Here is a 19780-nt window from a genome sequence, read left to right as displayed (position 1 = left end):
GCCCGCTGCTCAGACGAAGGCGCTCTTGCCGGTGATGGACCTGCCGACGATCAGCGCGTTCATCTGCGCGGTGCCCTCGTAGGAGTAGAGCGCCTCGGCGTCGGCAAAGAACCGCATGGCGTCGTTGTCGAGGACGATCCCGTTGCCGCCCAGCACTTCCCGGCCCCAGGCGACGGTCTCCCGCAGCCGCGCGGTGCTGTACCACTTCGCCAGCGCCGCCTGCTCGTCGCGGAACACCCCGTCCTGCTGCAGCTGCGCCACCCGCACGGCCATGCCGAGCGAGGCAGTGATGTTGCCGAGCATCTTCGCCAGCAGTTCCTGGACCAGCTGGAAGTGGCCGATCGGCCGGCCGAACTGCTGCCGCTCGGCGGCGTAGCGCACCGCGGCGTCGTAGGCGCCCAGCTGGGTGCCCACCGCCGACCAGGCGACCCCGCCCCGGGTGAACCGCAGCACCCGGGCGGTGTCCTTGAACGACTCCGCCCGCTGCAGCCGGTTCGCCTCCGGGACCCGGCAGTCGGTGAGGGTGATGTCGGCGTTCTGCACCGTGCGCAGCGAGTACTTGCGCTCGATCCGCTCGGCGGTGAAGCCGGGCGTGCCGGCCTCGACGACAAAACCCTTCACCTGGTCGTCGGCCACGTCGCGGGCCCAGATCACCGTCAGGTCGGCGAATGTCGCGTTGCCGATCCAGCGCTTGGCACCTTGCAGCACCCAGGTGTCGCCGATCCGCTCGGCGGTGGTCCGCATGCCGCCGGCGACGTCGGAGCCGCCCTCTGGCTCGGTGAGGCCGAAGGCGCCGATCAGCTCCATCGACCGCATCGGCGGCAGCCAGCGCTGCTGCTGCTCGTCCGATCCGCAGAGCGCGATGGTGCCCATCGCCAGGCCGGAGTGCACACCGAAGAAGGTGGCGATCGACGGGTCGACCCGGGCTATCTCCATCGCCAGGAACCCGGTCAGCAGCTGCCGGGAGGCCGGGCGGTCCTCGAAATCGATGGTGAGACCGGCGATCCCGAGCTCGGCGAGCGGCGGCACGATCTGGTGCGGGAACCGGGCGTACTCCCAGCAGTCCGCCGCGATCGGCGCAACGTGCTCGTCGAGGAAGGCCCGGGTCCGTCGCACCACCGACCACTCGTCGGCGTCCAGCAGGGATTCGTAGCCGAACAGGTCGCCCGGCAGCAGCGGGATCTCGTCGTCGAGGGCCATGCCCGCGACGTTACGCCCCCGGTCTGACCGGCCGGTCCGGAGCCAGGGCGAACCGCAGGGTCTCGCCCGGGACCAACTGCGCCGCCCGGTCCACCGACGCGTCGGTGAGCACTCCGATGACCGGGTAGCCGCCGGTCACCGGGTGGTCGGCCAGGAACAGCACCGGCAGCCCGTCCCACGGGACCTGCAGGGATCCGGTCACCATGCCCTCGCTGGGCAGCTCTTCCTGTCGAGCCCACTGCAGGGGTGCGGGAGCGTCGAGGCGCAGGCCCACCCGGTTGGACCGCGGGGTCACGGTGTACTCCTGGCCGATCAGCTGGTCGAGCGCGCCGCCGTCGAACCGCTCGAGGTGCGGACCCGGTATCACCTCGAGCACCGCGGGTGCCGACAGGTCGGCGGCGGGTGGCCGGTGCCCGGCCGGCACCGGCGCGGGACCGTCGTCGGCGGCGCCGATCGGCAGCACGTCGCCACGCTGCACCGGCGGCGGGCCGAGCCCGGACAGCTGATCGGTGGAGCGGCTGCCCAGCACCGGCGGCACGTCGATGCCGCCCTTGACCGCGAGGTAGGTGCGCAGACCCGTTGACGGGCGGGCGATCCGGATCTCCGCACCGGGCCGCAGGGTGATCACGTCACCCACCGGGGTGCCGTCGGGATCGTCCGCGGTGTGCACGGTGACCCGGGCCGGGGCACCGGCCACGGCGAGCAGCAGGGCCACCTCGTGGGCCCGCGCCCGGAAGCCGCCCAGGGTCAGCTCCAGCACCGCCGCGCCGTCGGCATTGCCGAGCCTGCGGTTGGCCCGGATCGCCGCGGAACGATCGGCCGCGCCGGACCCGGGCACGCCCATGTCCGCCTGGCCGGTGCGCCCCAGATCCTGCACCGTGCAGAGGATCCCGGGCCGCAGGATCTCCAGTCCGGGACCACGGTGGGGCTCGGCCGGCGGCGGTGGAGTGACCGCGATCTGCTCCCGCACGGCCACGAACCGCACCGGGGTGCCCGGTGTCAGCAGGGCCGGTGGTTGCCGGTCCTGGTCCCACAGCGGCGCGGCTGTGTGACCGATCAGTTGCCAGCCACCGGGTGAACGGCGCGGGTAGACACCGCTGAAGAAGTCGGCGAGACCGACCGCACCGGCGGGCACCTCGGTCCGGGGCGTGCTGCGGCGGGCGATCGTCGGCAGGCGCGGGACGCCGGACGGCAGCAGGTAGGCGAAGCCCGGGGCGAAGCCGACGAAGGCGGCCACCCAGACGATGTCGGCGTGCAGCCGGATCAGCTCGTCCCGACCGAGTCCGGCGGCCTCGGCGACATGGTCCAGATCTCCGCCGTCGTAGACGGTCTCGACGACCACCGGCTCCCGGTCACCGGGGTCGATCCGGCCCTGCGCCTCCGGGGCATCGGGAAGCTCCGCGCGCTGCGCGGCCACCGGCGAGTCGAACACCGCGAGCACCGTGCGGGCGCCGCTGACCAGGTCGACCAGGCCGGCGGGCGGATCGGAACGGATCAGCTCGCGGAGCAGCATCGCGGCGGCCGGGTCCGGCGCCTCGAGCAGCCAGGCCCGCTCCCCCACCTGCCGCCGACCGGCCGGCCTGATCGCCGCGCCGTCGGTCATGTGACGAAACCACCGACAGTGACGCCGTTCTGCGCGAGCCGCTCGCGCACGGCGGTCGCCATGGCCACCGCGCCGGGCGAGTCCCCGTGCACACACACCGATGCGGCCTGCAACGGCAGCACACTGCCGTCCACCGCGACGATCTCGGAGTCGACCACCATCCGCAGGACCCGTGCGGCCACCACCTCGGGATCGGACAGCACCGCCCCGGGCAGCGACCGGGACAGCAGGGTGCCCTCCGGGGTGTAGGCGCGGTCGGCGAACGCCTCCGGCACCGCGCGCAGCCCGGCGTCGGCGGCGAACTGCAGCACCTTCGACCCGGGCAGCCCGAGCAGCGGGCAGTCCGGCGACCAGGCGCTCACCGCGTCGACCACCGCGCGGGCCTGGCCCTCGTGGTGCACGATCGTGTTGTACAGCGCGCCATGGGGTTTCACGTACCGCACCGAGGTGCCGACGCTACGGCACAGCGCATCGAGCGCACCGATCTGGTACAGCACCTCGGCGGTCAGCTCGTCCGGGTCGACATCGATGAACCGCCGGCCGAAGCCGGCCAGGTCGCGGTAGCCGACCTGGGCGCCGACGGTGACCCCGGCGGCCGCGGCGGCGCGCACCGTCCGGCGCAGGGTGAGCGGGTCGCCGGCGTGGAAGCCGCAGGCGACGTTCGCGCTGGACACCAGCTGCAGCATCGCGTCGTCGTCGCCCAGGCTCCACCGCCCGAACCCCTCGCCGAGGTCGGCGTTGAGGTCGATGGTCGCCAGCATGTCGTCCAGGCTAGAACAGCGGCAGCTGAACATCCGGTGTCTCCCCTGGCAGGCCGTGGACCGCGGGTATGTACTGGTCGCATGACGATCCTCGATGCCCCGCTCCCGCCCGGCACCCCGTGCTGGGTCGACCTGTTCACGAGTGACGAGGCCGCGTCCCGGGCCTTCTACTCCGAGCTGCTGGGCTGGGAGATCCTGCCCGGGCGGCCCGATTTCGGTGGCTACGCCCTGGCGCAGATCGGCGGCCACAACGTCGCCGGCATCATGCCGAACTCCGAAGGTGGCCCGGACGTGTGGTCCACCTACATCGCGGTCACCGACGCGGAGGCCACCACGGCCGCTGCGACCGCGGCCGGCGCGACCGTGCTGGCCCCACCGCTGGCGGTCGGGCCGCTGGGCACCATGGCGGTGCTGTTCGACCCGATCGGCGGCGCGTTCGGGCTCTGGCAGCCCGCCGAGCACACCGGGTTCCAGCTGGTCGACGTCCCCGGCGCGGTGGCCTGGGACGAGTACCACTCCAAGGACTTCGCCACCTCCCGCGCCTTCTACGGGGACCTGTTCGGCTGGACCTACCGGGTCATGTCCGACACCGACGACTTCCGCTACATCACCGCGGAGGTCGACGGCAATCCGGTCGGCGGGATGATGGACTCGGCCGGCTTCCTGCCGGAGCAGGTGCCCTCGCACTGGGCGGTGTACTTCACCGTCGAGGACGCCGATGCCGCGCAGGCCACCGCGGTGAGGCTCGGCGCGACCGTGCTGCGGCCGGCCGAGGACAGCCCGTTCGGTCGGATCGTCGATCTGGTGGACCCGACCGGTGCCGCGTTCAAGCTGCACAGCCAGACCCTGTCCGACGGCACCAAGGTGTTCAACGGCTGAGCCGAGTGCGGGACGGCTCCGGGATCAGGACGCCGGGGTCTCCGGGGTGGCCAGCCAGGCGAGCACGTCGTCGGTGTGCTGGCCGAGCAGCGGCGGCGACGTGTGCTGCCGCTTCCACTCGCCACCCTCGCCGTCGAAGAAGCGCAGCGGCGGTCCGGGCAGCTCGATCGGGCCGAGGGTCGGGTGGTCGACGTCGATGACCAGGCCCTGGGACCGGGTCTGGTCCCACTCGTAGACCTGCTGCAGGTTCTTCACCTCGCCGGAGGGCACGCCGACGGCGGACAGCTTCGCCAGCAGGTCGCCGGTCGAGTACCGCGCGAAGGACTCCTCGACCGCCGCGCGCACGGCGGTCGAGTTCCGCACCCGCTCCTGGTTGGTCCGGAAGCCCTCGCCGTCCACCGGCAGGTCGAAGGCCGGGGCGAACTTGGCCCACAGCCCCTCCGAACCGACGGCGATCTGCACGATGCCGTCGGCGGAGTGGAACAGGCCGTACGGGCAGATCGACGGGTGGTGCGGGCCCTCGGCCTTGGGGATCTCCTTGGCGACGGTCCAGCGGGTGCCCTGGTAGGCGTGCACACCGACGACGGCGGCGAGCAGCGAGGTGCGGACGAGCCCGCCCTTGCCGGTCCGCTCCCGCTCGTGCAGCGCGGCGAGAACGCCGTAGGCGCCGTACATCCCGGCCAGCAGGTCGGAGATCGGCACACCCGACTTGGTGGGCGTCTCCGGGTCGGGGCCGGTCATCGACATCAGGCCGCCCTCGCCCTGGGCGATCTGGTCGTAGCCGGCCCGGCCGCCCTGCGGTCCGTCGTGGCCGAACCCGGAGATGGAGAGCACCACCAGTCGCGGGTTGAGCTCGGTCAGCCGCTCCATCGGGAAGCCGAGGCGGTCCAGCACGCCGGGCCGGAAGTTCTCCATCAGCACATCGCTGCGGCGGACCAGCTCGGTCAGCGCGGCGACGCCCGCCTCGCTCTTGAGGTCGAGGGTGATCGACTCCTTGTTCCGGTTGCAGGACAGGAAGTAGGTCGCGACGTCGGAGTTCTCGCCGACGAACGGCGGACCCCAGCCACGGGTGTCGTCACCGGATCCGGGGGTCTCCACCTTGATCACCCGGGCACCGAGGTCGCCGAGCATCATCGCGGCGTGCGGGCCGGCCAACGCCCGGGTGAGATCGAGCACGATCACGTCGGCGAGCGGACCCCCGCCGGTGGTCGGGGTGGTCTCCGGGGACGCTGACATGCGGTTCCTCTCCTTGATGACGGCTGCCCGACGACCGTAGCCGCCGCGGGACCGGGTCCGGTCCGCCGGGTGGTGCCGCACACGTCGGCGAGGGTGCCAGTAGGGCCGAACGGGTCTGTGACTTCTGTCGGAAATGTCTGTTTCGACGGCCCGCTCGTCCGGCCGGGTGTGACTTCCGCCTAGCATTCGTGTGGTGGATGTCCTGGCGTGGGTCGTGGTCGCGGTGCTGGTGGTGCTCGTCGCACTGGTGGTGACCGCGCGACGCATGGTGCGCAAGCCCGGGATCGACCCGACCGATCTGCTGCTGGACCCGGCGCTGATGGCCAGGGTCAAGGAGCTGGCGATCAGCGACCGGAAGATCCAGGCCATCAAGGAACTGCGCGACGGCGTGCCCGGGCTGGGGCTGGCCACCGCGAAGACCATGGTCGACCGGATGGCCGCCGGGGCGCGACCCGTTCCGCCCCCTGCGCCGGCCGCACCCACGGTGGACCCCACCCCGGTCGAGACCGTCGATCCGGTGCCGTCCGTTCCTCCTGTCCCCGGTCCGGTTCCCGCTCAGGGCACCTCTCCCGACGGTGGCCTCGACGCGGCCCCCAGCTCCTCGCCGGTACCGCTGGAGGTCGAGCTCGAGGTGCGCACCCTGCGCAGTGCGGGGAACACCGCAGCCGCCATCAAGCTGGTGCGCGAGCGGACCGGTATGGACCAGATCGACGCCACCTACTACGTGAACTCGCTCTGACACTCCCCTGGCACCCCTGCCCGCCTTCTGATCGGATCGACCCAACCGGACGGCGCGCCCCTGGCGTATCCACCTGGTGAGCGCACAGGGGGTGGCGGTGGACACCGGCCCGTTCGAGGATCCGGCCTTCGCCGCCTGGGTGCGCCCGCACCTGGCCGTGCTGTCCGGGCTCGCCGTGCGCGAGGTGGGGCCCGCCGACGCCGAGGACCTCGTGCAGGAGACGCTGCTGCGGGCCTGGCAGCGGCGCAGCAGCTACCGCGCGACCCGCGGGTCCGAGCGCACCTTCCTGGTGATGATCCTGCTGGACAAGGCGCGCCGGGCCAGGACCAGGGCGCACCGTGACCCGGACCAACCGCTGGTGCACACCGGTCCGGTCGATGCCGACGGCGTCGACCTGGAACGGGCGATCGCCGCGCTGCCCGACCGCCAGCGCCAGGTGGTCACCTTGCACTACCTCGCCGACCTGCCCGTCCAGGACGTCGCCCGGCTGCTCGGGATCAGTCCCGGGTCGGTGAAGTCGAGCCTGTTCGACGCGCGCGCCGCACTCCGTCCGTTGCTGGAGGAACAGCCATGACCGACCCCGATCCGCTGCGCCGCTGGGGCGCCGCCGCCCGCGACCATGCCCCCGAGATCCGCCTGCCCGATGTCGGCGCCCGCCGCCGTCGCACCGCGCTGCCGGCGCTGCTGGCCGCGGCGGTGGTGGCCGTGGTGGTCCTCGGGGTGACCGGCTACGGGTTCGTCCAGCGGCAGCAGGATTATCGACCCTTGGTGCAGAACGCCACCGTCACCGCGAACGCACCCGATCCCACGACGAGTTCCGCCGGGTCTTCCACATCCGCTGCCCCGACGACGACCGCGAACACCACCCCGCCGGTCAACGCCTTCCCCGCCCCCGCCCTCACCACCCCGATCTCCGGACCACCGACCGGTTTCACCCAGTACACCTACCGCGGCATCACCCTCCAGGTCCCGGCGTCCTTCGGGATGAACGAGATCCACTGCGGCTACGACCCTGTCGGTGACACGGTGATCATCGGTCCCCGGGCGGTCAACTACTGCTACATGCTGACACGGGAGTCCACATTCACTGCCGTGCTGTTCCGCAACAACTGGTCCGGCGACACCGAGAGCACCGCCACCAGATCGAACTTGACCGGGACGCGCGAGATCTCGGCACTCCGGCGGGAGAAATCGGGTGAGGGTGGCGAGCACCGGGTCGTCCTCGCAGTACCGGATGTGGGAGCGACGGTGGAGATCTACGGCCCGGATCCGGCACTCATCGAGACGATCGAAAGATCCATCACCATCACCGATGCCGACCAGAACGGTTGCGCTGTGTCGTATGTTGACGTCCCCGACTTCCCGGAGGCATTACCTGAGCCGCGCCCCGGAGCAGCTGCCGAGATGATCCCCGGCACCCCGGAATCCATCACGTTGTGCCGGTACCGTTCCGGCGGGTTGGACGAGAGCGCGCGACTGACCTCCACCAGTGCGTCGAAGCTGCAGGCTGCTCTCAATGATCTGCCCCCCGGCCTGTCCACGCCGGCCTGGCCCCAGCCGGACGTTTGTGCCAGCGATCTCGACACGCCTGCGAACATCGTGGCGACGGCCGTCTATCCGAGCGGACCACCGGTGGTGGTCGTGATCCGATCTGCTCACTGCGGAGACTCGGGCGTCACCAACGGCTCCCGGACCGGTCAGTTGGCCAACACCCTGTTCGCGATCCTCACACCACTCGCCGGCCCCTTTGATGTCGGCGGCCAGATGAAGCCGCAGGGATAGTTCCGCCACTCGGGACCTCAGCGGGCCATCAGACCCTGCAGCAGGATGTGCACGGCGTCGTCGTAGAGGGCTTCGCGCTGATCGTCCGTGAAGTCGGCGAGGGGGCCGGCCAGGGTGAGCATGGCGAGGCCGTGCACGGCGGCCCAGGCCACGAGGGCACCGGAACGGCGGAACTGCTCGGGCACGACCCCGGCGTCGACGAGCTGACCCAGCAGGTCGAAGGCGACACCGAAGGCGGGGGTGGCGGAGTCGAGGGTCCAGCTGCCCTCGTCGTGCTCCTCGCCGATGCCGGCGCAGATGCAGCCGAAGAGCCCGCTCTCCCGGAGCGCGAAGTCGAGGTAGGTGCGGCCGAGGGCGGCGAACCGGCCGATCTCCGCGGCCGGGTCGCCGGCGGCGCCGGCCGGCAACGCGGCGGACGCAGCGGCGGCCATCTGGGCGCCCAACTCCTGCATCGCGCGTTCCTTCACCGCCAGCCGCAACGCCGCGTGTCCGGCGAAGTGCCGGTAGGCGGCCGCGGCGGACACACCGACCCTGCGAGCGGCCTCACGGAGCACCACCGCATCCGGACCACCGGTCCGCGCCAACTCGAACCCAGCGTCCACCAGCGCCGCGGCGAGGTTGCCGTGGTGGTAGCGACGCGCGCCGGCGTCGGCGGGGTCGGGTGCGGCGGACACGGCACCAGTGTGGCCCAGCGGAGCCCGGATCTCACCTGACGTTCACCAGCTGCCGATGGCCGCCACCATCGGCCGGCCCGACAGCCACATCCCACAGCCACGCCCTACTGCCGCCGACGCCACGCGCGCCGGTTGCCATCCGAGGGCTTCGCGGCCGGCAACAGGTCCCCTCCATGCGGCCCCGACTACTCCTCCCCGCGGGCGATCACATCTCCCACCACCGGCCGGTCCACGGTTCCTCCGATCTCCGTCACCCACTCCGACCTGCGGATGTGGCCGTACGGGAATCGGCCACGATCCTGCGTCCGACCGGGTGGTTCGTGACGCGCAACCGTTGACCAGGGCTGCCGGGCGTTCCTATGTTAACGGCGTCAACTTCTCCGTCACGACCCCTGACCAGGAGCCGAGATGAGCGTGCAGACCACAGGCAGCACCCCCGACACCGAGCAGCACGGCGTCCTCTACCGGTTCGGGCTGTTCCTCGCCCGGCACGCCCGGGCCGTCTGCATCCTCGGCCTGCTGTTCCTGCTCGGCGCGGCGGCGCTCGGCACCACCGCCTTCGGCAAGCTGCAGAGTGGCGGGTTCGAGGACCCGGCGGCCGACTCCTCGCTCGCGGCAGGGATCGACAACGCCCACTTCCCGCCGGAGGCCAATCTGGTGGTCATGGTGCACGCCGACCAGGGCACCGTCGACGACGCCGCCGTCCGCCAGGTCGGCCAGGAACTGACCGCGGAACTCAAGGGTGCGCAGGGACTCTCGGTCGCCGCATCCTGGTTCGACACACCCGCTCCCGGACTGGTGGCGCAGGACAACTCCTCCGCACTGATCCTGCTCGTCATCGACGGCGACCAGGGCACGGCGGTGGAGCGGGGCGGCGAGCTGGCCACCGAGATCAGCGGTCCGCGCGGCCCGGCGACCGTGCAGGTGGGCGGCGAGATCGGCGTCTTCGGCGACATCAACAACCAGGTGTCGTCCTCGCTGGCCCTGGCCGAGGCGATCGCCGTGCCGGTCACGCTGATCCTGCTCATCCTGGTCTTCGGGTCGCTGGTCGCCGCGCTGCTGCCGCTGCTGATCGGGATCTTCGCCATCATCGGTACTTTCGCCGAGCTGGCGATCCTCGGCAGCATCACCGACGTCTCGATCTTCTCCATCAACCTGACCACAGCACTCGGGCTGGGCCTGGGCATCGACTACGGGCTGCTGCTCGTCGCCAGATTCCGCGAAGAACTGGCGGGCGGACGCGAAGTCCCGGAGGCGGTGGCCCACACGGTGGCGACAGCCGGTCGCACCATTGCCTTCTCGGCGGCGGCGGTGATCGCTGCACTGGCCACCCTGCTGGTCTTCCCGCTCTACTTCCTGTCCTCCTTCGGCTACGCCGGCATCGGCGTCGTGCTCATCGCCGCCCTGGGTGCACTCGTGATCACCCCGGCCTGCCTGGCGCTGCTCGGCCTCCGGGTGGAGAAGGGCAAACTGCCGTTCCCCGGGTTCGCCCGCGGCACGCCGTCGCCGTTCTGGAAGAAAGTGGCCGGAGCCGTCTTCCGCCGGCCGATCCTGGCCGCCGCGCCCGTGCTCGGCGCGCTGGTCGTCGCGTCGATCCCGTTGTTCGGCACCGGTTTCGCCCTGCCGGACGACACCGTACTTCCGCCGGATGCGGAGAGCAGGCAGGTGTCGGTGGCGCTGGACGAGCAGTACCCGTCCCGTTCGGACGCGACCTTCACGGTGGTCTCGGCGGATCCGGTGGACGACTCCTCGGTGGCGGCGGCAGCGACGGCGGTGGCCGCGGTCCCGGGCGTGGTGTCCGTCGACACCGCGGCCGGCCCGGTGACCGCCACCGGCACCGGAGCGGTCGACCCGGCGGCCGGTGTGCTCGGCGCCGACGGCTACCAACGAATGCTGGTGCACACGAGCGCACCGGGCGGATCCGATGCGGCGTCCGACCTGGTCGCCGACGTCCGCGCGGCCCTGCCCGGCGGGTTCCTGGTAGGCGGCACCGACGCCTCGCTGGCCGACACCCTGGCCGGGATCGCCCGACCGCTGCCGATTGCCCTGGCGATCATCGTGATCACGACCTTCGTGCTGCTGTTCCTGTTCACCGGCAGCGTGCTGCAGCCGCTGCGCGCCCTGGTCGTCAACAGCCTGTCGCTGTGCGCCTCGCTCGGCATCGTGACCTGGGTGTTCGCCGACGGACACCTGATCGAGCTGTTCGGTGCCACCGCGAGACCGATGGACGCGTCGATGACGGTGCTGCTGTTCTGCATCGCCTTCGGCCTGTCGATGGACTACGAGGTCTTCCTGATCAGCCGGATCACCGAGCTGCACGACCACGGCGCCGACCTGCGCACGGCCGTCACCGAGGGTCTGGCCCGGACCGGGCGGCTGGTCACCAGCGCTGCCCTGCTGCTGGCGGTGAGCTTCTTCGCCTTCACCAGCTCGTCGGTGTCGATGTTGCAGCTGTTCGGCCTGGGTGCCGGCCTCGCGGTGATCATCGACGCCACCCTGATCCGTGGGGTGCTGGTGCCGGCGGCGATGCGGCTGCTGGGACCGGCGAACTTCTGGGCCCCGGCGCCGCTGCGGCGGCTGCACGGCAGGTTCGCGCTGCGCGATTGATCCGATCCGGACATCGGGAATATTAAACGTGACAATCCTCACAAATGATCCGGAGGGCGTGCCGACCGGCACCATCCGGAAAGGCGACCGGCCACGATCGGTACGTCGTCACGGATCCCACCCGACCACCACCGGAGCCACCAGGAATGGCGAGGCACATTTCCTCACTGCATCTTCACAATGGCACCATCGGCACCAACGTTCCCTGAGAAGCTCTCCGGGAAGAGCTGTGCGCATGCGAGAATGTCCGGTGTGACCGCCCCTGACCAGCCTCTCGACGCTCCGCCGACCCCCCGGTCGACGACACCGGGAGCCCGGTTCACCCGGCGGCAGGCCGTCGTGGCGGTACTCGGGGTGGCACTGCTCGCAGTGGTCACCTATTTGTGGGCCCACTGGATCGTCGGACCGCACCATCACCAATTCGATCTTCGGATCTATTACAGCGCGGTCAACTTCTGGACCGACGGTCACAACATCTATCGATACATGCAGCCCGATCCGGTCAACGATTGGCTGGGATTCACCTATCCGCCACTGGCAGCCGTGCTCATGTCGCCGATGGCGATCCTCCCGTTGGGTGTCGTGAAGGCGATCGCCCTGCCGGCGATCATCACGACCACCGCCGTCATCGTGTGGCTCTCGTTGCGCGACCGATTCGGGTTCCAGGGGCAGCGGATGCTGCTGGCGGTCGCCGTCGGCACCTGTCTGGCCTTCTGGATGGAACCGATCCGGGAGACCCTGGGCTTCGGTCAGATCAACACCATGATCGGCGCACTGATCATGCTGGACGTGCTCGTGCTGCGCCCCCGTGGCAGCCGGTGGACCGGCGTCGGCATCGGCCTGGCCATGGCCGTGAAGATCACCCCCGGCATCTTCCTGCTGTACCTGCTGCTGTCGAAGCAGTGGCGGGCGACCGCCACCGCCGTCGTCACCGCCGCGGTCACCACCCTGCTGGCCGCCGTCATCACCCCGGTCGAGACCTGGCAGTACTACACCACTCTGCTCTGGGACTCCTCCCGCGTCGGCTACCTCGGCAGCTCGGCCAACCAGTCGCTCAACGGTCTGCTGGCCCGGTTCCTCGAGCCGGGCACCGAGCCGTCCCGTGCCCTGTGGCTGGTCCTGGTGATCGGTGTGCTCGCCCTCACCGTCGTCCGCACCCGCAAGGCGCTGGCCGGGGGCGATCACCTGGTGGCGATGACTCTGGTCGGCATGGCCGGGGTGCTGATCAGCCCGGCCAGCTGGTACCACCACATGGTCTGGGTGATCCCGGCGGTCGTGGTGCTGGCCCGCGTGCTCACGGATCTGGTGCAGCAATGGCGGTCGCACACCGGTGTTCGTCCCGAGATCCCTTGGGCAGCCGTGTGTCTGGCACTTCCCGCCCTGCTGATCGTCGGGTTCGACACCAAGATCCTCTTCGGGCTGCCCGATGTCGACTACACCGGCCTGGGATGGTTCCCGGTCCTGGTCGCCAGCCTGCCCATGTGGTGGGCCCTGGCCACCATCGCCCTCCTCCCGATCCGCGGCGACCGGAGCTCCACCACGACGCCGGCGCTCTCCGGGAGTGCCGCCGCCCTCGACTGAGCTGTTGTTGCGGCGCACCGGGCTGTCGTTCCGGCGCACCGGGCTGTTGTTCCGGCGCACCGGGCTGTTGTTCCGGCGCACCGGGCTGTTGTTTCGCCGGAGCGGGCCAGGGGTACGGGACCCACGGAGCGCGAGCACACCGCGCACACCACGATGTCGAGATGAAGGAGGCCCTTTCCTGATGGCCACCAAGAACAGTCTGCCGAAGTTCACCGTCCCGTCGCTGGATGCCACGACCGGCGCCGAGGTCGCGGCGATCCTGCAGCAGCGGCTGCACGCCCTCAACGACCTGGCCCTGACGCTCAAGCACGTGCACTGGAACGTGGTCGGCCCGCACTTCATGTCGGTGCACGAGATGATCGATCCCCAGGTCGACGTCGTCCGTGAGTACGTCGACGAGATCGCCGAGCGCATCGCCACTCTCGGCGTCTCGGTGAAGGGCACCCCCGGATCGATCGTCGCCGACCGCAGCTGGGACGACTACTCCATCGGACGCGCCGACGCCATCGCGCACCTCGGTGCGCTGGACGTCGTCTACCAGGGTGTGATCGCCGATCACCGCAAGGCCGCCGACGACACCGAGGAGACCGACCCGGTCACCAACGACATGCTGATCGGGCACCTGCACCAGATCGAGCTGTTCCACTGGTTCATCCGGGCGCACCTGGAGAACGCCGGCGGGGCCCTGGCCACCGCGGGCGACGTGCACGAGACCGAGGGTGCCGCCGATGGCGCCAAGGCCGCTGCGAAGGGCGCCGCCTGACCGCCGCTGTTCCCGTGACGACGACCCCCACCCGGTTCCCCGGGTGGGGGTCGTGGCGTCTGCCGGGCCGATCGCTCGTCCCCGGCCTGCTTCCGGATGGTTCGCACCGGACCGGCGTGTCCGGGCTTGCCGCTCAGGAACGGGGCGGAGCATGGTGGGCCGGGCCGTGAGGTACGCGGCCGGTGGGAGGTACCCGATGGTGAGGTCAGCAGGATCCGGCGAGACGAGAGGATCCACGGCCCGTCGGCACCGCCGGGTCGCGAAGGTCCTGGCACCGCTGCTCGCGGTGGCACTGGCGGTCCTGCTGCCGGCGAGCGCCGGCGCCTCGGCCCTGCCGACGACGAACACCGCACAGGCCACGACTCCGATGCCGGCCCTCGCCGCGATCCCGGCGTCGAGCTCCCAGGTGATCAGCGTCGCGACGTCCTCGTCGAGCGCCACCAGCGGCACCCTCACCGCCTGGCAGCGCAACTCCGACGGCACCTGGCGCCAGGTGGTGGGGCCGGTGGTCGCCCGGGTCGGCGCCGGAGGGATCGGTGCGGCCTCGGAGGGCTCGACCCGTACCCCGGCCGGACAGTTCGTGCTGGACCAGGCCTTCGGTCGGCAGGCGAACCCGGGGACGAAGATGCCCTGGTTCACCACCGACAGCTACGACTGGTGGGACTCCAACACCTCCTCCCCCACCTACAACACCCATGTGCGGCAGGCATCTTCGCCCGGCGGCGCCTCGGAGAACCTGCTGGCCGCCGGCCGTGCCTACGACTACGCGGTCAACATCGGCTACAACCTCGACCAGGTGCCGGGCGCCGGGTCCGCGTTCTTCCTGCACGTCTCGACCGGCAGTGCGACGGCAGGTTGCGTGGCCATCGACGCCGGCGCCCTGGTCGACATCCTGCAGTGGCTGGACCCGGCCCAGCACCCGTACATCGACATCCGGGTCGGCACACCGTGGACACCGTTCCCGCGCTGGACCTCGAGCCGGGCGATCGACTTCGTGAACCGCGTCTACTACCGGATGATCGGGCAGTCCTACTACTCCACCGCGCCGGGATCCTCGGCGCGCCAGGCGGTCTCGAACCTGATGATCGGCGCCACCAGCCGGGACCGGGTGGCCGCGGTGGTCGCCGTCTCGGCCTCCTGGTACGGCCGCTACACCACCGGCGCCCACGAGCAGTGCCTCGGCCGGGCACCGTCGTCCGCGGGCACGGTCACGTTGGTGGCCCGGCTGGCCAAGGGCGCCACCCTGAGCGACATCTACGAGCAGTTGTGCGGATCTGCGGAGGCCTTCGCCCTCGCGGGCAACAACACCACCACCTGGGTGGGGCGGCTGTACCGGAGCGTCATCGGGCGGGCGCCGACCGCCGCCGAGACCGCACGTGACGTCTCGCTGGCCCAGCGGTACGGCCGCGGGCACGTCACCGCCGCACTGGTGCACTCGACCGCCTTCGCCCGGATCCGGATGGATGCGCTCTACAGCCGCATGCTGGGCCGACCGGCGAGTGCCGCCGAGTTCTCCGCCCACCGCACCTACGTGGCAGGTCGGGGCATGTTCACCCTCCCCGTACTGATCGCGAACGGCCAGGAGTTCTACCGGTCCTGAGCCGTCCGGCGAGCGGCCGCAAGTGCCCGGTCCACCGATCGCTGACGCCGCGATCATGAGCGTGTCGTGGCGGACACGCCTCGCGTGCGCGAAAACGTTGAAAAGTCACCCGACGGTGGCGTGTCGCCCGTTCGTCACCCCTGAGGGTGAGGTCGCCGTGACCGTGCGCCGATCCCGGAGATGATCTCTCGTCACCCCGTCGCCGGATCGTGGCGCTGGAGACCAGTAACACCCTCACCGTGGGTATTTCGACCCCTCGGACGGCGCAACTGTCCCTCTTGTGGAGTAACACTTTCGAGCCGCATCCTTGCACCGTCAGCGTGGCGCACCGACCGGAGACGCCCGGGGTCGGTGAACCCCTGACCGTGCATCGCACGGCGCGACCACCACCTGTAGGACCGGGCCCGCCGACGATCGGACACGTTGGGGATGCACCGCTCCAGTCGACTCGCCCTGGCCCTGCTGCTCACCGCCGCGGCCGCCCTCACCCCGTTGGGAACGGCCGCTGCCGCGGCGCCCACCGGGGAGACCACCGCCGAGAGCACGGTCGGCGCCGCCCGCTCGTACCCGACCTCGCTGTCGGCGAACCTCGGCGGCGGCACCACCTCCCTCGCCGTGCCGGTGGCCGCCGGGCTCACCCCCACGCGGCTGACCGCGACGGTCACCCCCGGCTACGACACCGCCCTGCAGACCGTGGTCTCGGTCGGCGACCGGATCGTCGCCACCGTCGCCGGCACCGCCCCGAAGGCGATCGACGTCCCGCTGGTGGCAGGTGATCTCGGCACCGACGGCCTGCTGCTGTCGCTGGCGGTGACCCCGCAGACCGGCGTGGCGGTCTGCGCCGACCCCAACTCGTTTGCCACCCTGGACGGCATCGCCGTGGACACGACGGGGACCGCCACGGCGCCGACCACCGTCGCCGGGTTCTTCGACGACTCGGTCGACCGCATCACCGTCGTCGTGCCCGAGGGCACGGCCCCGGACGGCGCGGACGGGCTGGGCGCCGCCGCCCTGCAGGCGGTCGCCGCACTCTCCCACCGCTACGGCCGGATCGGTACCAACACCGCGGTCGTCGACCTCGCGGTCGGCGGCGCGGACGTGGCCGGCGGCAACGGCACGGTGATCGAGACCGGCACCCGGATCGCCCCGGGCGGCGAGACCGCCACCGACGCCCCGGCGGTCGCGAGCAACCCGCGGGTGGTGGCCCTGACCGCCGGCACCGGTGACGTCACCACCGTCGTCGGCGAGACCTCCGGCGTCCCGACCATGACCTTCACCGGCCCGGCCGCGGGCCTGCTCGCCGCCGTCCGCGCCCTGGACACCGACGCACTGGTCCTGGCCGACGGCGACTCCACCATCGGCCTGGCCGGTGACACCATGACCGCGTCGCAGGCCGTCGCCTCGCTCGACGACCTGACCGGCCAGAGCGTCATCACCCTCTCCGGCTACGGCCGGCACACCTCCTACGTCGGGGTGCGGCAGGCAGCGTTCGGCGGCCCGGTGTCCTCCGCGAAGGTCCACCTGGAGGCCACCACCACCGCGCTCGCCGACTCCACCCAGGCCCGGCTCTCGGTCTACTGGAACGACTACCTGCTGTCCTCGTCGATGATCGGGGCGGGTGAGCCGATCCGGCTCGACCTCGAGGTGCCGGCCGACCGGATGCAGCGGGACAACGGGCTGGTGCTCCAGCTGGACGCGTTGCCCAGCGCCGCCGGCTGCACCGACAACGGGCTGCCCGTGCAGATCACCGTGGACGGCGCCGGCAGCTTCGTCGAGGCCTCCGGCGGCCAGACCCTGCCGGCCGGCTTCGGCCGGTTCCCGCAGGCGCTGGCCGGCTCGCTGCCGGTGGCCTTCGGCAGCACCGATGCCACCTCGCTCCCGCTGGCCGGGCACTACGTGTCCGCACTGCAGGGCGGCAGCCCGGTCTCCCTGCAGGTCGCGGTCGTCCCGGCGGACGCGCTGATCAGCGGTGACCGCTCCTCGGCCTCCGGCCTGCTGATCGGCGCCACGCCGGAGCAGGTCAACGCCGCCGGTGCCCCGCTGCGTGTCGGCCAGTTCCGCCAGCTCGGTGGCACGGCTCCGCTCACCGTCGGCTCCAACACCCCGGTCGCCACGGTGCAGGCCTTCCAGTCCGGATCCCGCGACCTGGTGATGACCGCCGCCTGGGCGCCCAGCGGCACGCCGACCGACAACCTGTCCACGGCGCTGGCCGACCGGGTCGACGGGGTCACCGGCGCCGAGGCGGTCGACGGCGACGCGGCGGGCCAGAGCCGGCCGAACGGCTGGGCCGACCTGGGCTCGGACCTGCTGATCGCCACCGCGGCCGGGATCGATTCCATCGACAGCAACGCCCTGGCTCCGCAGGCGCAGATCCTGGTCGAGCACAGCGGTATCCCGTGGTGGGTGTGGGTGCTGGTCGGCGGCGTCCTGCTGGTCGCCTTCGCCCGCTGGCGGATCACCGTCCGCCGCCGCGCCGCGGTGGCCCGCTACCTCGACGAGGAGCAACGCCGCATCGCCGAGACCGCTGCTGCGGCCGCCGAGGCCGAGGCGGTCCTGGTGCCCAGGGCCCCGGCGGACGAGACCCCGACCGGTCCGATCCCGACCAACCCGGGCCCGGCCCGCCACGCCCGCTCCGAGTCCGACGGCGCCGGCGGATGACCTCCCCCATGGTCCGGCGGGCAGCCACCCGGCTGCCCGTCGGACCGCTCGGCCGGCGCATCACGGCCCGCATCCGGCAGGAGTGGGCGAACCTCGACGCCGACCCGATCGGCCGCCGGATCCCCGGCACCGGGGTGGTCATCTGGCTCTCCCTGGCGATCGGCCTCACCGCAGCGATCATCACGACGTCCAACGGCAGCAACCTCTGGTACTCCGACGCGCAGTCGCACCTGACGATCGCGCGGCGGATCATCGAGTCGAAGAGTCCCGGACCCGGCCAGCTCGGCACCGTGTGGCTGCCGTTCCCGCACGTGCTGCTGCTCCCCTTCGTCCAGGTGGACGTGCTGTGGCACACCGGCTGGGCGGCCTGCATCCTCGGCATCGGCTGTCTCGCGGCGACCACCGCCTCGCTCTACCGGATCGCCTCGTTGGTCGGCCTGCGCCGGGCCGGCCGGATCGTCGTGGTGCTGGCCCTGCTGGCCAACCCGAGCCTGCTCTACACCTTCACCACCGGTCTCACCGAGCCCTCGTTGATGGCCGGGATGTTGCTGGCCATCAGCGGTCTCGCCCGGTGGGGGCTGCAGAAGCGGCCACCGACCGGCGGCGAGCTCGCGGTGTTCGCCGGCTTCCCGGCCGCCTTCGCCGTGCTGTCCAGGTACGAAGGATGGGCACTGCTGGCCGCCGGCAGCGTGTTCGTGGTGATCGTCGGCCTGCGCCGCAAGCGCGGCTGGGCCTGGTCGCTGAAGATGGCCGCGTGCTTCGCCACCGCCCCGGCGATCGGCATCACCGCGTGGCTCGCCTACAACTGGGCCGTCTACGCGAACCCGCTCGAGTTCATGAACGGCCAGTACTCGGCGTTCGCCCAGCAGAAGAACCTGCTGGACAACGGCATGCTCACCTCCCGGCACAACATCGGCGTCACCCTGTGGACGTACAACTGGGCGCTCATCGAGACCGCCGGCGCGGTGCTGATCGTCTGCGCCGCGCTGGGTCTGCTCGCGGCGCTGTGGCGCTGGGGACCGCTGGGCCGGCGCACGCTGGTGGTCGGCCTGCTCGCCGTCTCCTACGCCTTCTCGCTGCTCAGCCTCTACCTCGGCCAGACCGCGGTGAACAACGACCACTCGTTCCCGGAGAACTGGTGGAACAACCGGTTCGCGCTGTCCGTCTGCCCGCTGCTGGCCCTGCTCACCGGGGTGCTGGTCGATGTCGTCGCGCACCGGGCCCGGATCCTCGGCGCGGCCGTGGTGCTCAGCGCGATCATGGTGCAGAACGTCTGGTGGGCACAGGATCTCACCGGTCGGTCGGCCATCCTGGCGGAGGCGGCGCAGAGCCACCGGGACACCCTGGACTCGACCGCGGTCGGCCGGTACCTGGCCGAGCACTACCAGGGCGGCGGGATCCTGATGGACGAGAGCGCCCGTGGCAACGCCATTCTCCCCAGCATCGGCATCCCGCTGGCCAACTACGACATCCGCGCCTCCGGCGACTCCTTCGACGAGGCGCTGCGCAACCCGGCCGCCCACGACGAGTGGATCCTGGCCACCATCCCGACCCCGGACGCGCCGATCGACACCGGCCCGGTCGACCTGGTGGCGAAGGCGCTGCGGGAGAACCCGTCGCTGGCCGCCCGCTACCGGATCGTGTTCTCCTCCGGCGACCATGCCCTGTACCAGCGGATCGACAACGGAGGATGAGCC

Annotated in this window: 15 protein-coding genes; 10 read left to right on the top strand and 5 right to left on the bottom strand. The window is 71.4% G+C overall.

The window, feature by feature from the left end; genetic code table 11:
• Window positions 1–9: 9 nt before the first annotated feature.
• The 3 genes from GIS00_RS18155 to GIS00_RS18145 are packed head-to-tail and all read right to left on the bottom strand — an operon-like array spanning window position 10 to window position 3561.
• Window positions 10–1200, bottom strand: a complete 1191-nt coding sequence (locus tag GIS00_RS18155; RefSeq protein WP_154769881.1) for an acyl-CoA dehydrogenase family protein — start codon at window positions 1198–1200, stop codon at window positions 10–12.
• 10 nt (window positions 1201–1210) lie between these two features.
• The gene (locus GIS00_RS18150; RefSeq protein WP_154769880.1) at window positions 1211–2803 is read right to left on the bottom strand and encodes a 5-oxoprolinase subunit B/C family protein; all 1593 of its coding nucleotides are present in this window, start codon (window positions 2801–2803) and stop codon (window positions 1211–1213) included.
• A complete protein-coding gene (locus tag GIS00_RS18145) occupies window positions 2800–3561 on the bottom strand; it encodes a LamB/YcsF family protein (RefSeq protein WP_154770193.1) in 762 nt (253 codons plus the stop codon). The genes GIS00_RS18150 and GIS00_RS18145 overlap by 4 nt, the downstream gene beginning before the upstream one ends.
• Window positions 3562–3645: 84 nt before the next feature.
• Here GIS00_RS18145 and GIS00_RS18140 point away from each other — a divergent pair, with 84 nt between their 5' ends.
• Window positions 3646–4443, top strand: a complete 798-nt coding sequence (locus GIS00_RS18140; RefSeq protein ID WP_154769879.1) for a VOC family protein — start codon at window positions 3646–3648, stop codon at window positions 4441–4443.
• Between the two features lie 24 nt (window positions 4444–4467).
• Here the strand turns inward: GIS00_RS18140 and GIS00_RS18135 are convergent, their stop codons facing one another.
• Window positions 4468–5679: a CaiB/BaiF CoA transferase family protein gene (locus GIS00_RS18135; protein ID WP_154769878.1), complete on the bottom strand. Its 1212-nt coding sequence runs from the start codon at window positions 5677–5679 to the stop codon at window positions 4468–4470.
• A 193-nt stretch (window positions 5680–5872) separates the two neighbouring features.
• Here GIS00_RS18135 and GIS00_RS18130 point away from each other — a divergent pair, with 193 nt between their 5' ends.
• The 3 genes from GIS00_RS18130 to GIS00_RS18120 all read left to right on the top strand — a co-directional run bounded on the left by GIS00_RS18130 (window position 5873) and on the right by GIS00_RS18120 (window position 8200).
• Window positions 5873–6418: a hypothetical protein gene (locus tag GIS00_RS18130; protein WP_154769877.1), complete on the top strand. Its 546-nt coding sequence runs from the start codon at window positions 5873–5875 to the stop codon at window positions 6416–6418.
• Between the two features lie 76 nt (window positions 6419–6494).
• Entirely contained in the window at window positions 6495–6992 is a 498-nt protein-coding gene (locus tag GIS00_RS18125; RefSeq protein WP_196073350.1) for an RNA polymerase sigma factor, read from the top strand.
• A complete protein-coding gene (locus GIS00_RS18120; RefSeq protein ID WP_154769875.1) occupies window positions 6989–8200 on the top strand; it encodes a hypothetical protein in 1212 nt (403 codons plus the stop codon). Before GIS00_RS18125 ends, GIS00_RS18120 begins: the two co-directional genes overlap by 4 nt.
• 17 nt (window positions 8201–8217) lie before the next feature.
• Here GIS00_RS18120 and GIS00_RS18115 read toward each other — a convergent pair whose 3' ends face one another.
• The gene (locus GIS00_RS18115; protein WP_154769874.1) at window positions 8218–8874 is read right to left on the bottom strand and encodes a TetR/AcrR family transcriptional regulator; all 657 of its coding nucleotides are present in this window, start codon (window positions 8872–8874) and stop codon (window positions 8218–8220) included.
• Between the two features lie 408 nt (window positions 8875–9282).
• Between GIS00_RS18115 and GIS00_RS18110 the strand changes: the two genes are divergently transcribed.
• The 6 genes from GIS00_RS18110 to GIS00_RS18085 all read left to right on the top strand — a co-directional run bounded on the left by GIS00_RS18110 (window position 9283) and on the right by GIS00_RS18085 (window position 19777).
• Window positions 9283–11481 (top strand): MMPL family transporter, encoded by a 2199-nt coding sequence (locus tag GIS00_RS18110; protein ID WP_154769873.1) that lies wholly within the window; start codon window positions 9283–9285, stop codon window positions 11479–11481.
• Window positions 11482–11733: 252 nt separating this feature from the next.
• Window positions 11734–13062, top strand: a complete 1329-nt coding sequence (locus tag GIS00_RS18105; RefSeq protein WP_196073349.1) for a glycosyltransferase 87 family protein — start codon at window positions 11734–11736, stop codon at window positions 13060–13062.
• 181 nt (window positions 13063–13243) lie between these two features.
• Entirely contained in the window at window positions 13244–13825 is a 582-nt protein-coding gene (locus GIS00_RS18100; protein ID WP_154769871.1) for a Dps family protein, read from the top strand.
• Window positions 13826–14021: 196 nt separating this feature from the next.
• A complete protein-coding gene (locus GIS00_RS18095; RefSeq protein WP_154769870.1) occupies window positions 14022–15425 on the top strand; it encodes a L,D-transpeptidase family protein in 1404 nt (467 codons plus the stop codon).
• 429 nt (window positions 15426–15854) lie between these two features.
• Window positions 15855–18083 (top strand): hypothetical protein, encoded by a 2229-nt coding sequence (locus tag GIS00_RS18090; RefSeq protein ID WP_154769869.1) that lies wholly within the window; start codon window positions 15855–15857, stop codon window positions 18081–18083.
• Window positions 18080–19777, top strand: coding sequence for an ArnT family glycosyltransferase (locus tag GIS00_RS18085; RefSeq protein WP_154769868.1), 1698 nt, complete (start codon window positions 18080–18082; stop codon window positions 19775–19777). The genes GIS00_RS18090 and GIS00_RS18085 overlap by 4 nt, the downstream gene beginning before the upstream one ends.
• The last annotated feature ends 3 nt before the right edge of the window (window positions 19778–19780 follow it).

Source organism: Nakamurella alba, from assembly GCF_009707545.1.
Taxonomy (GTDB): domain Bacteria; phylum Actinomycetota; class Actinomycetes; order Mycobacteriales; family Nakamurellaceae; genus Nakamurella; species Nakamurella alba.
Note: the sequence above shows the minus strand (reverse complement) of the source record. Positions and strands in the feature narration are given on the sequence as shown.